11 protein-coding genes are annotated in these 11,576 nt (G+C 66.4%); 7 read left to right on the forward strand and 4 right to left on the reverse strand.

All coding sequences use genetic code 11. The features are described 5' to 3' along the window. Positions 1–123 precede the first annotated feature (123 nt). A complete protein-coding gene (pepN, locus tag ACFO0A_RS03125; protein WP_379537518.1) occupies positions 124–2,799 on the forward strand; it encodes an aminopeptidase N in 2,676 nt (891 codons plus the stop codon). Then, positions 2,792–3,556 (forward strand): peptidoglycan editing factor PgeF, encoded by a 765-nt coding sequence (pgeF, locus tag ACFO0A_RS03130; protein ID WP_379537519.1) that lies wholly within the window; start codon positions 2,792–2,794, stop codon positions 3,554–3,556. Before pepN ends, pgeF begins: the two co-directional genes overlap by 8 nt. On the opposite strand, the gene ACFO0A_RS03135 is transcribed toward pgeF, so the two are convergent. Continuing rightward, positions 3,553–4,203 (reverse strand): SOS response-associated peptidase, encoded by a 651-nt coding sequence (locus ACFO0A_RS03135; protein ID WP_379537520.1) that lies wholly within the window; start codon positions 4,201–4,203, stop codon positions 3,553–3,555. The genes pgeF and ACFO0A_RS03135 overlap by 4 nt on opposite strands. A 29-nt stretch (positions 4,204–4,232) precedes the next feature. Between ACFO0A_RS03135 and ACFO0A_RS03140 the strand changes: the two genes are divergently transcribed. Together ACFO0A_RS03140 and ACFO0A_RS03145 are read left to right on the forward strand one after the other, a co-directional pair. Beyond that, a complete protein-coding gene (locus ACFO0A_RS03140; protein ID WP_379537521.1) occupies positions 4,233–4,994 on the forward strand; it encodes a class II aldolase/adducin family protein in 762 nt (253 codons plus the stop codon). A gap of 26 nt (positions 4,995–5,020) precedes the next feature. After that, positions 5,021–5,563 carry a (2Fe-2S)-binding protein gene (locus ACFO0A_RS03145; protein WP_379537522.1) on the forward strand — a complete coding sequence of 181 codons (543 nt, stop codon included), beginning with the start codon at positions 5,021–5,023 and terminating at the stop codon, positions 5,561–5,563. On the opposite strand, the gene ACFO0A_RS03150 is transcribed toward ACFO0A_RS03145, so the two are convergent. Next, on the reverse strand, positions 5,560–7,650 hold the full coding sequence (locus tag ACFO0A_RS03150) for a TonB-dependent receptor (protein WP_379537523.1): 2,091 nt from the start codon (positions 7,648–7,650) through the stop codon (positions 5,560–5,562). The two genes, ACFO0A_RS03145 and ACFO0A_RS03150, sit on opposite strands and share 4 nt — an antisense overlap. A gap of 126 nt (positions 7,651–7,776) precedes the next feature. Here ACFO0A_RS03150 and ACFO0A_RS03155 point away from each other — a divergent pair, with 126 nt between their 5' ends. Beyond that, positions 7,777–8,121, forward strand: coding sequence for an arsenate reductase family protein (locus ACFO0A_RS03155; RefSeq protein ID WP_379538151.1), 345 nt, complete (start codon positions 7,777–7,779; stop codon positions 8,119–8,121). A 202-nt stretch (positions 8,122–8,323) separates the two neighbouring features. On the opposite strand, the gene ACFO0A_RS03160 is transcribed toward ACFO0A_RS03155, so the two are convergent. After that, entirely contained in the window at positions 8,324–9,493 is a 1,170-nt protein-coding gene (locus tag ACFO0A_RS03160) for a M14 family metallopeptidase (protein WP_379537524.1), read from the reverse strand. Then, a complete protein-coding gene (locus tag ACFO0A_RS03165) occupies positions 9,490–10,095 on the reverse strand; it encodes a DUF4136 domain-containing protein (RefSeq protein ID WP_379537525.1) in 606 nt (201 codons plus the stop codon). Before ACFO0A_RS03165 ends, ACFO0A_RS03160 begins: the two co-directional genes overlap by 4 nt. Before the next feature lie 177 nt (positions 10,096–10,272). Here ACFO0A_RS03165 and galE point away from each other — a divergent pair, with 177 nt between their 5' ends. Next, a complete protein-coding gene (gene galE, locus ACFO0A_RS03170; RefSeq protein ID WP_379537526.1) occupies positions 10,273–11,277 on the forward strand; it encodes a UDP-glucose 4-epimerase GalE in 1,005 nt (334 codons plus the stop codon). Between the two features lie 109 nt (positions 11,278–11,386). Then, the gene (ykgO, locus tag ACFO0A_RS03175; RefSeq protein ID WP_003046794.1) at positions 11,387–11,512 is read left to right on the forward strand and encodes a type B 50S ribosomal protein L36; all 126 of its coding nucleotides are present in this window, start codon (positions 11,387–11,389) and stop codon (positions 11,510–11,512) included. The last annotated feature ends 64 nt before the right edge of the window (positions 11,513–11,576 follow it).

An 11,576-nucleotide genomic window follows, 5' to 3' on the forward strand; every position in this document is an offset into this window, starting at 1 on the left:
TGGGACCACCGGAGACAAGAATTCCCTCTGTCGAGAACGGCTCGGCGATGCGGGGCGCGCGTTTGTCCTGTCAAGCGATGTTTGTCGTTTGCCCGGGGGCTGGCGGGGCCTACATTGCCACGCATGACAGACCTTGCCCCCAACCCCAGCACCCCTCCCGGCAATCCCGAGCTCGCCGACGCCGCCCCGCCGCCACAGGCTCCGGCAATCATCCAGCGCAAGGACTATCGCGTCCCCGAATGGTTGGTGCCGACGATAGATCTCGACTTCGCGCTAAAGCTCGACGCGACCCGGGTGAAGTCGACGCTGCGAGTCGAGCGTAATCCCCACGGAGAGCAGGGAACGACGCTTCGTCTGAACGGCGACGGGATTACCGCCGACAGCGTGACGGTGGACGGGCAATCGACCAATTCGTGGCGGATGGACGGCAGCGACCTCGTGATCGAACTCGATGGGGATAAGCACGAGATCGTGATCGAGACGACGCTCGATCCTGCAGCCAACAGCCAGCTTTCCGGCCTTTACGCATCGAACGGGATGCTCTGCACGCAGTGCGAGGCTGAAGGCTTTCGCCGCATCACGTTCTTTCCCGACCGGCCCGACGTTCTCAGCCGCTATGCCGTCCGCCTGGCGGGCGACAAGGCGAAGTTTCCGGTCCTTTTGGCCAACGGCAACGAGGTTGCCCGGGGCGCCGACCCCGAACGTGACGGCCCCGGCACGCATTGGGCCGAATGGCACGACCCGTGGCCCAAGCCGAGCTACCTCTTCGCGCTCGTCGCGGGCGAGCTGGTCGCCAATCGCAGCTCGTTCGTTACCCTTTCGGGCCGCAAGGTCAGGCTGGCGATTTACGTCCGCCCCGGCGACGAGGCTCGGACGGGGCACGCGATGGAATCGCTCAAAGCGGCGATGAAGTGGGACGAGGACGTCTACGGGCGCGAGTATGACCTCGACGATTTCAACATCGTCGCGGTGAGCGACTTCAACGCCGGAGCGATGGAGAACAAGGGCCTCAACATCTTCAACACGCGCTACATCCTGGCCGATCCCGATACCGCGACCGACGGCGATTACGATGCGATCGAAGGCGTCGTGGCGCACGAGTATTTCCATAACTGGTCGGGCAACCGCGTAACCTGCCGTGACTGGTTCCAGCTCAGCCTCAAGGAAGGCTTTACCGTGCTGCGCGACCAGCAGTTCTCGGCTGCGATGGGCTCGGCGCCGGTCAAGCGGATCGAAGACGTTCGCGTGCTGCGCGGCGTGCAGTTCCCCGAGGATTCGGGTCCGCTCGCCCATCCGATCAGGCCCGACAGCTACCAGGAGATTTCGAACTTCTACACCGCGACGGTCTATAACAAGGGCGCCGAAGTCATCCGCATGATGACCGTGATGGCGGGCCTCGACCGTTTCCGCCGCGGCACCGATCTCTATTTCGAACGCCACGACGGCGAGGCGGCGACTTGCGAGGACTTCGTCAAGGCGATCGAGGACGGCGCCGGGCTCGACCTCAAGCAGTTCCGCCGCTGGTACGAACAGGCCGGAACGCCCCGGGTGGAGGTGGAGATGCGCCACGATGCCACCAGCGGAGAAGTCCGGCTGATCTTGCGCCAGACCGTTCCGGCAACTCCGGGCCAGCCCGACAAGGCGCCGATGCCGATCCCGCTGCGCACCGCCCTGTTCGACCGCATGAGCGGCCGCCACGGCGGCGAGCAGACGCTAATCCTCGACGATGCGACGCGCGAGTTCAGCTTTACCGGATTCGCGGAACCGCCGGTTCTGTCGATCAACCGCGGGTTCTCGGCTCCTGTCGCCATCGCCACCCCGACGCCCGCGGAAGACCTCCTGTTCCTCGCGCGCCACGACGACGATCCCTTCGCCCGCTACGAGGCGATGCAGCAGCTGGTCGTCCAGCATCTCGTCGGGGTCGTGAACGGCTCGGTGACGGGCGCGGCGCTCGATCAGGGCCGCGCCGCGATCGGCGAGGCCTTTGAAGCGATTCTCGATGACCGTGCGCTGGACGACCTGATGCGCGGCGAGTTCGTCATCCTGCCGGGCGAGACCTACCTGGCCGAGCAGTTGCTGGTGAACGAACCGGCCGCGATCCACGCCGCGCGCGAGGAGCTGAAAGCCTGGCTGGGAATTAACCTGGGCGCGCAGTTCCGGGCGCTCCACGACCGTTGCAGCGCGGTGCCCTACAGTCTTTCGCCCGAGGCGCGCGGCAGCCGCAAGCTCAAGACCCAGGCGCTCGTCTATCTTGCCCCGGCCGATCCGGCAGAGGCGATCCGCCGGGCCAAGGCCCAGTTCGACGGCGCCGATAACATGACCGACCGCCAGGGCGCGCTGATGGTCCTGTGCGGCCTTTCCGGGCCCGAGCGCGAGGAGGCGCTGGCGGCCTTCCACGATCGCTACGCCGGAAACGCGCTGGTGATCGACAAGTGGTTTTCGCTCCAGGCAGGCTCGCTCAATCCCAAGGCGCTCGAACATACCAAGGCGCTGGCCGATCATCCCGACTTCAACCTGGCTAATCCCAACCGCGTGCGCTCGCTCTACATGGCCTTTGCGGCCAATCCGCAGGCGTTCCACGATGCGAGCGGCGAGGGGTATCGGATGATCGCGGACCTGATCGAGACGCTCGATCCCCTCAATTCGAGCACCGCAGCGCGGTTCGTGACTCCACTTGGCCGGTGGAAGAGGATGGAGCCGGGACGCTCGGCGCTGATGAAGGCCGAACTGGAGCGCCTCGCCGCCGTGCCGACCCTGTCGCGCGACACTCGCGAGCAGGTGAGCCGCAGTCTTGACTGACGGGCCCGAGGTGCTGCGCGCGGCTGCCCTAGCCGGCGCGCCGCACGGGTTCCTCGGCCGGCGCGGGGGTTCGTCGCACGGCATCCATGAGGGGCTCAATGTCGGGCTGGGTTCGGACGATTCGCCGAGTGTCGTGGCTGAAAACCGCCGTCTCGCAGGCGATGCCGTGCTTCCCGGCGCCGCGCTCGTCACCGTCTTCCAGTTTCATTCGCCCGAGGTCCTGACGGTCACCGAACCTCCGGCGGGCGACGAACGGCCCCGCGCCGACGCAATGGTCACCGCGACGCCCGGTCTTCTGCTGGGCATCCTCACGGCCGATTGTGCGCCGGTGCTGTTCCATGACCCGCGCGCGGGCGTGGTCGGCGCGGCCCACGCCGGGTGGAAGGGCGCGTTGGCGGGAGTCACCGACGCCACGATTGCCGCGATGGAAGCGCTCGGCGCGCACCGCACCGACATTGCTGCCGCGATCGGGCCCTGCATCGCCCAGCCAAGCTACGAAGTCGACGAAGCGTTCGTCGCCCGGTTCGGGAGCGACAATGCGCGGTTCTTTTCGCCGGGCAGGGCGGGCCATGCCCAGTTCGACCTCGAGGGCTATGTCGCGCATCGCCTCGAAGCCGCGGGGATCGGCAGCGTTACTCGGCTGGGTGAGGATACTTACGCACAAGAGGACCGGTTCTATTCCTATCGCCGCGCGACCCATCGGGGCGAGGCCGATTATGGCCGGCAGATCTCGCTGATCGGCCTTCCGGCCGCCTAGAGCAGCGAGCCCTGCACTGGCGGCGCGGCGTCGGGAGCAAGCTCGGGCACCTCGACCTCGCGCATGCCGGTGTCGTCGAAGGCGCATTGCATGGTGGCGGCGCTTTCGCCGTCAGCCGCCAGCCAGCGATCCGCCTCCTCGCCGCCGCGCAGGATCACCGGCATCGCCTTGGGATGGATCGCGCCGACCAGCCGGTTGGCTTCGCAGGTCAGGAAGGCATAGCGCGGGCCATCCGCGGTAGGCCGCCACAGGCCGGCAAAGGCGAACAGCGGATCGTCGCGCAGCGCGAACCAGTGCTTGCGCTTGCGCCCCGTGGCGGGATCGGGAGTGGCCGACCATTCCGAGAACTCGGTAACCGGCACAAGGCAACGGCGGCGCGGATCGGCCAGGGCATTGCGCCACATCGGCGAGGCCAGGTTGCGGATGTTGGTGATCGGCCGCTTGACCTGCCCGAACGGCGGCCAGCCCCATTTCATCTGCGCGATCCGGCGCGGTGCGCTGCTGTCTTCGTCCGCGACGATGACCGGCGCTTCGTAGTCGGGGAAAATCTCGTGATAGGCGGGCACGTTCACCCCGCCCGTCGCAAGCGGGGCGAAGAGCTGGGCGATTGCATCGGCATTGCTGGTCATGCGATAGAGGTTGCACATCGAAACCAGGATACGGCGGAGAGAGAACGATGGCCACCCAACTCAAGCGCAACCTCGATTGCACCGAGGCCGAATGGGCCGCGCGGCAGGACCTTGCCGCCTGCTATCGCATCTTCGATGCGCTCGGCTGGTCTGAGTCCATCTACAACCACATCTCGCTCAAGGTCCCGGGCGAGGATGATGCGTTCCTGATCAATCCGTATGGCCTGATGTATTCCGAAGTCTGCGCCAGCAACCTCGTGAAGATCGACATCGACGGCAACAACCTCGACGGTAGCCCCTATCCGGTCAACAAGGCGGGCTTCACCCAGCACGCCTATTTCCACCGCCACCTGCCCAACGCCCATGCCATCTGCCACGTCCACACCACCGCGACGATGGCGGTATGCAGCCTGGAGCAGGGGCTGATGCCGACCAACTTCTACGCCTGCAATTTCATTGGCAAGATCGGCTACCACGACTTCGAAGGCGTGACTGTCCGCGCGGAAGAGGGCGAGCGCCTGCTGGCCAATCTCGGCGACAAGCGCATCCTCATGTTGCGCAATCACGGCCCGGTGGTGCTCGGCCGCACGATCGGCGAGATGTTCATCCAGATGTGGGCGCTTCAGCGCGCCTGCGAAATACAGTGCGCGACGCTGGCGATGGGCCAGCCGGTGCATGTGTCGGATGACGTCGTGGCGGTGCACCAGCGGGACCTGGGCCAGGTCGCGCTGCCCGGCGGGCCGGGCGCGGCCGAGTTCGCCGCATGGACCCGCAAGATCGACCGCATCGATCGAAGCTGGCGCGACTGATCCGACGCGGCTAGGGGCTGGCGGCGATGCCCCGGCTCACCGTCAACGACCGCCCCATCCAATTCCGGATGGACCCGCAGACCCCGCTGCTGTGGGCGCTGCGCGATGCCGCGAACCTTACCGGCACCAAGTTCGGTTGCGGAGCGGGCGATTGCGGCGCCTGCATGGTCATCATCGACGGCGAGGCGATCCGGGCCTGCCTGGTCACGCTGGCCGAGGTCGAGGGCCGGTTCGTCACCACGATCGAGGCACTTAGCCGCGATCGTGGCCACCCGGTGCAGCAGGCCTTCGTTGCCGAAGGCGCGATCCAATGCGGGTTCTGCACGCCAGGCATGGTGATGGCGGCAGCCGCCCTGCTGGCGCGAAACGCCGATCCCGCCGAGGCGGAGATTGCGGCCGCCATTCCCAACCTTTGCCGCTGCGGCGTCTATCCGCGGGTCACGCGGGCAGTGCAGCGCGCCGGCCGCGTGATGCGTCGGGAAGAGACGATCAGCGCGGCTCCGGCGCCGGGGATCAGTCCTGCCGATGCCGCCCGCGCCGTTCCAGCGCTCGGCACCGCCAAGCCCTAGAACTTTACCCGCAGCGTCAGCCGCGCGTTGAGCGGCTCGCCCGGTGCGATGTTGTTGTCGGTATGCGCGGCGGGCCAATAGCGCGAGTCGAACAAGTTCTCGACGTTGAGCTGAAGGCCTAGCTTCGGACTGATATCCCAGAAGACCGCCGCATCGACGCGCGTGAACGCCGGGAGGGCGACCGCATTGCTAATCGTCGTGAACTGACGCGACTGGTGGACGACGCCCGCGCCGAGACCCAGCGACGGCAACAGATCGTAGCGAGTCCACGCCGAGAACTGGTGGCGCGGCAGCTGGGCCAGCCTCCGGCCCGCCGGAGCCGCGGTCGTCGTCGAGCGGATTTGGCCGTCCTGGAGCGAATAGCCCAAGCTGGCCTGCCACCGGGAAGTGATCTGCCCGTTGAGATGAGCCTCGATGCCCTTCGTTCGGGTCGCGCCGGTCAGGACGAACAGGCCAGGATTTGCCGGATCGGCGGCGCGGGTGTTAGACCGGTCGAGCCGGAAAGCCGCAGCGGCGAACGAAAGCCCCGGCGTCAGGTCCCACTTGACCCCCGCCTCGAGGTTGCGGAATCGTTCGGGGGCGAGGGCCGCGGTCGACTCGTCAAGCGCGCCGAACTGGTCGCCCGACTGGGGTAGGAAGCTTTTCGCGTAGCTGGCATAAAGCGAGATATTGGCCTGCGGCTTGACGATCAGGCCGATGCGCGGGCTCCACACGCCGTCCGTCCGGCGTGCGGCGAACCGGGTAAGCCGGTTGAGCGAGGTCAGCCGGAAACGATCGTAGCGCAGGCCGCCGATCAGCTGGACATGCTCGCCCAGTTCGACCTGGTCCTGGATATAGGCCGACAGGACGGTGGCGTCGGAGGTGCTCGAACGGCTGATGGGGGCGAACATCGCGGCCGGCAAGGCGAGGCGACGGGCCAGCGGCACTGTGGTGCGCAGACTCGTCCCGCCGCCGGCCGTGGCGAAGAGAACGTCCGCACGGGTAGAACTGCTGTCCTGCGCCGCGGCTTCTGCGCCGATCAGAAGGGTATGTCGCAAGGGTCCGGTGTCGCCCTGCCAGACGAGGTTGGCCTGCCCGATCCAGTTTTCGCGCCCGTTCGTGCTGTTGTAGCCCGTGACGTCGACCTTAGTGGCGGTAGCGGCGGCGGGCAGGATGTTGCCATAATATTTGTCGTAGTTGGCGTATTGCGCGGTCAGGTTGGCGGTGAGGCTGGCGGAAAAGGAATGCTGCAGTCGCGCACGGGCGACATGTGCCTTTACCCGGCTGTGGTTGAGATCCTCGTCGCCGAAGAAGGTCCGATCGTATCCACGCAGTGGCGAGCCGGCGAAAGATGGAATGCCCCGGTCGGTGACGCGGCTATCGTCGTCATAGGTATAGCTGGCGGTGATCCGGGTATCGTCGCCGGGCTGGACGGTGACCGCCGGACTGACCCCTATGAAGCGGCCGTCGAAGACATCGCGGTGGTTGGCGAAATGCTCGTAGATCGTGTCGATCCGGGCAGCGGCGATGTCGGACAGCGGCTGGTTCACATCCGCGGCGACAGACCATGCGCCGAAACTGTCGACCGAGCCCCGCACCCCGGCCGCTGCACGCGCCGGATCGGCCTGGCGGGTAACGCGGTTGATGACCCCGCCACCGCCGCCGCGTCCGAAGATCATCGCGTTGGCGCCCTTCAGCACCTCGACCCGCTCGATGTTGTAGAGCGGGCGATAATACTGCGCATCGTCGCGAAGGCCGTCGACGAAGAAATCCGCGGTCGTCGACTGGCCGCGCAAGGTGATCTGGTCGCGCTGCCCTTCGCCGGTGCCCAGGGTGACGCCGGGGACGTAGCGCAGCGCGTCTCCCAGTTGCTCGAGCGCCTGGTCGTCTAGCCGCTCGCGGGTGATGACAACGACCGTCTGAGGCACGTCGATCAGCGGCGTGGGCGTCTTCGTGGCGGACGAGCCGTCTCGCGCGTCATAACCCGCTCGATCACCGTTCACGATGATCGGAGCCGCGGCCTCCTCTTCCGCATGAGCGACGAAGGGCAGCGCGATGAAGCCGCCGGAAAGCAGATACGCAGCAAACTTGGCACGACGGTCAGGCATTCAACCCCCTCTTGAGAATCGCTCTCAAGAAGGTCCGTATTGCGATCAATTCTCATTTGCAAGTCATGAATGGATAGCCATTGTCGCGCTTGCGTTTTGTCTCGTCGGAGGCAACAGGAAAGCATGATGAAGGCAACGATCTGGCACAATCCCGGCTGCGGCACGTCGCGCAACGTCCTCGAAATCCTGCGCGCTGCGCCAGGCGTCGAGGTCGAGGTGATCGAGTATATCAAGCATCCACCGAGCGTGGACCAACTTGCCGCGCTTTACCGCGAGGCGGGCATGCGCCCGGCGGAAGGACTGCGCTTGCGTGGGACCGATGCCGAAGAACGAGGCCTGACCAAGGCCGACGACGATGCGGTCCTGGCAGCAATGGCGGCAGAGCCTGTCCTGATCGAGCGGCCGCTGGTGCGGACCGAAAAGGGGGTCCGCCTATGCCGGCCGAAGGAAAAGGTGCAGGAAATTCTCTAGACCGGAGTGGCTCCCGAGCCCGTCAGAAGGGCAGCGGCTGGCCCGCGAAGATGAGCGCAAGCGCTGAACCCGAAACCACAGCGGCACGGACCGCGCCCATCCGCGATAGGCGGAGCGGGGCTTCGAATCGGGCAAACAGGGCGGCCATGCGCCAATCTTGCCCGAACCGGCCCTAACGAACCCTTAAACCTGGCCCCGCAAATCAGTCGCCAGGGCGCAGCCATTCGGCCAGCGCGGCGAGGCAGTCGCGCGCCAGAAGCCGGCTGCGTTCAGGACTCCAGCCCTGCTCCGCGTCGGGGAGCCCAGCATTGTCCTTGAACGGCATTTCCAGCGTCATCGACACGCACCCGTGCGAAGCTCCGAACCGCTCGGCCAGCTGATTGGTCGACATGGTCAGGTTGGCCTTGCCCTTTGGCGTGGTTCCGTAGCCCAGCTTGCGCTGGAAGTCGGGCGTGCGACGCTCGAGAATCTCCTGATACCGATCGTAGGCCGCGCCCTGTTCCGGGGTCCACGAAGGGATGCCTTCGAACCCGGCCATGAACACCGCCGGGATCGCCTCGTCGCCGTGGACATCCATCGCGAAATGAACGCCCGTCGCATCCATGGCATTGCGGATCGCCAGCACCTCGGGGGATCTCTCGAGCGAGGGTTCGGCCCATTCGCGATTAAGGTTCACCCCGGCATAATTGGTCCGCAGGTGGCCACGGCGCGATCCGTCCGGGTTGCAGTTGGGCACAAGGTGGAACCGGCAGGCAGCGCGCAGCACGCGCGCGACCGGATCGGACGCGTCGGTCAGCAGCGCCAGCGCGCCCTCCATCCACCATTCCGCCATCGTCTCGCCCGGATGCTGGCGGGCGTAGATCCAGACCTGCCGATCGCCCTCGCCCAGTTCGAGGCAGTCGATCGGCTGGCCTTCGAGGCTATGGCCCAGCACCCGGTGGGAGACGCCTTCCGCCAGCGCCGCCTCGGTCACCAGGTTGTGATGCTGCTCCATCGAATAGGGGGCAAAGTAGGCGAACCAGGCGATGTCACCCTTCGGCGTGCAGGTGATCGTCAGCGTGCCGCCGTCTGCATCCTTGTCCCACGCCGAATCAGCACGGGCCCAGAACTCGCGGTCCTCGGAGTAACAGGCGCGGTATCCCGGCCAGCCCTGCGGATAGGCGCTTTTCTCCAGACCCGTGATCCGCAGCGTCAATTTCCGCCCCGCCGCACCGGTTACCCGGAAATAGAACCACTGGGCGAATTCCGATTCGCGGTCCTTGCGGATCGCGAGGCGGGCCTCGCAGCCATCTAGCGAGAGGACCTCGATGTTGCCCGCGTCGAATGCGGCGTCGATGACGATGGGAGCGGCGATGTTGGAAGGTGCGTTCATCGCACCTCGATAGTCTCGCCGGACCGTCCGGGGAAGCCCGCGAACAATGCCCTGGCCAAACGGGTCGCGACCACCTGCGTCGCGGCATCGCGCGACTTGTCCTTGACCCGGGTGTCCGCCCGGCCTTCCCACAGCGAAGCGCCCGAGCCGTCGCGGAGGGTCACCGCCAGCTCGGTGTCGATCATCGCCTTCGATCCGCCGCCAAGGCCGATCCCGATGCCGAGCCCGACCCCGCCGAGGCCGCCATGGCGATAGTTTCCGGATCCGAAGCCTCCGCCGACCCCTACCGATACCGGCGAACGCGCGCGCTCGCCCGTGGCAACAGATCGGGTCACGCGCACTTCGGCGGTGCGCGGAGCACCGCTGCCGGGCACCGCGATTCCGCCCCGATTGAGCTCGGCCGCGACCGCTTCCAGGAACACGCGCGTCTCGATCCCGCTAACGTCGCTGCCGGGCGCAGGCACGACCGTGATCGGGCCGCGTCCCAGGGCGGCAAGCGTGGCAGGCGTATGGAAGCGCGTCACCTCGACCGGCGAAGCGGCCTGCACCGCTGATGGGGCGAGGGCGAGGGCGGCGAGCATGAGAACAGGGGCAAGGCGCATGGCTGTGTTTCCCGGAGCATGACGAAAGACTGCGCGCAATTGGCGCGAACGTGGAATATCCCCTATCATCAGGCAATTGCCCAAGGCTGAACGATTTAGCGGCCATCTCCGGAGTGAATTGCGGTCGGCGGCAGCGCTGGCTACTGCGAACCGGGCGCAAACCTTCGAGGACCATCCGTGACCAAGCTTCCCGTCCTCGTCACCGGCGGTGCCGGCTATATCGGCAGCCACGCGGTATGGGCGCTGCACGATGCCGGCTGGCCGGTCAGCGTGATCGACAACCTTTCAACCGGATTCAAATTCGCGCTGCCGGCCGATTGTCCGCTCTACGAGGGGGACATCGAGGACGCCGCATTGCTGGCGCGGATCTTTGCCGAGCAAGGGACGTGCGCGATCATGCACTTTGCAGGCTCGATCATCGTTCCCGAATCGGTCGCGCGCCCGCTGGACTACTATCTCAACAACACGGTGAAGAGCCGGGCCTTGATCGCAGCGGCGGTCGGCGCCGGGGTTCCGCATTTCATCTTCAGTTCGACCGCGGCGGTCTATGGCACGCCAGAGGTAAGCCCGGTGGCCGAGGATGCGCCGCAGCGGCCGATAAATCCCTATGGGATGTCGAAGCTGATGACTGAAGCGATGCTGGCCGATACCGCCCGCGCCCACCCGCTCAACTACTGCGCGCTTCGGTACTTCAATGTCGCGGGTGCCGATCCGCAGGGCCGCACCGGCCAGTCGACCGCGGGCGCTACGCACCTCATCAAGATCGCGGTGGAAGCGGCGCTGGGCAAGCGTGAGCAGGTGGGGATCTACGGCACCGACTATGCCACGCCTGACGGGACCGGGGTGCGCGACTATATCCACGTGTCCGACCTCGCCGCCGCGCATGTCCTGGCGCTCGAGGCTCTCGCCGCAGCGCCGACGACAAGCCTGACCATGAATTGCGGCTACGGGCAGGGCTATTCGGTGCGCGAGGTGCTCGACGCGGTCGATCGCGTGACCAACCGCAAGCTGGTGCGCCAGGAGCTGCCGCGCCGTCCTGGCGATGCCGATTCGCTGGTGTCCGACAACCGCCGGATCATGGCGACCTTGCCGTGGACCCCGCGTTACGCGGACCTTGATGTGATCGTCGGCCACGCATTGGCTTGGGAGCGTCGGCTCGAGGATATCCGCGCCGCCGGCTGACCGCCTTGGCGGTTGACTTGGAGCGGCCCCGCGACTAACCGCCCGGGCTTGTTTTCGCGAGCGCATGACCTTCCCGGCCACCGCGTTCAGCACTTTTCGGACCGTAGCCATGAAGATTCGCAACAGCCTCAAGTCGCTCAAGGACCGTCATCGCGATAATCGCGTGATCCGTCGTCGCGGGCGCACTTACGTGATCAACAAGACCAACCGCCGCTTCAAGGCGCGCCAGGGCTGAATCGCCGGCGCGTTCCCCGCAAGATGCGGGCGGACCCTGGAATTTTGACGACAACCCCTGCCGC

The sequence above is a fragment of the Novosphingobium tardum genome (genome assembly GCF_042652045.1).
Lineage (GTDB): Bacteria > Pseudomonadota > Alphaproteobacteria > Sphingomonadales > Sphingomonadaceae > Novosphingobium > Novosphingobium tardum.

Coding starts and splice junctions, on each gene's coding strand:
- pepN (WP_379537518.1), top strand. CDS start 124: ATGACAGACCTTGCCCCCAACCCCAGCACCCCTCCCGGCAATCCCGAG.
- ACFO0A_RS03135 (WP_379537520.1), bottom strand. CDS start 4,203: ATGTGCAACCTCTATCGCATGACCAGCAATGCCGATGCAATCGCCCAG.
- ACFO0A_RS03140 (WP_379537521.1), top strand. CDS start 4,233: ATGGCCACCCAACTCAAGCGCAACCTCGATTGCACCGAGGCCGAATGG.
- ACFO0A_RS03145 (WP_379537522.1), top strand. CDS start 5,021: ATGCCCCGGCTCACCGTCAACGACCGCCCCATCCAATTCCGGATGGAC.
- ACFO0A_RS03150 (WP_379537523.1), bottom strand. CDS start 7,650: ATGCCTGACCGTCGTGCCAAGTTTGCTGCGTATCTGCTTTCCGGCGGC.
- ACFO0A_RS03155 (WP_379538151.1), top strand. CDS start 7,777: ATGAAGGCAACGATCTGGCACAATCCCGGCTGCGGCACGTCGCGCAAC.
- ACFO0A_RS03160 (WP_379537524.1), bottom strand. CDS start 9,493: ATGAACGCACCTTCCAACATCGCCGCTCCCATCGTCATCGACGCCGCA.
- ACFO0A_RS03165 (WP_379537525.1), bottom strand. CDS start 10,095: ATGCGCCTTGCCCCTGTTCTCATGCTCGCCGCCCTCGCCCTCGCCCCA.
- ykgO (WP_003046794.1), top strand. CDS start 11,387: ATGAAGATTCGCAACAGCCTCAAGTCGCTCAAGGACCGTCATCGCGAT.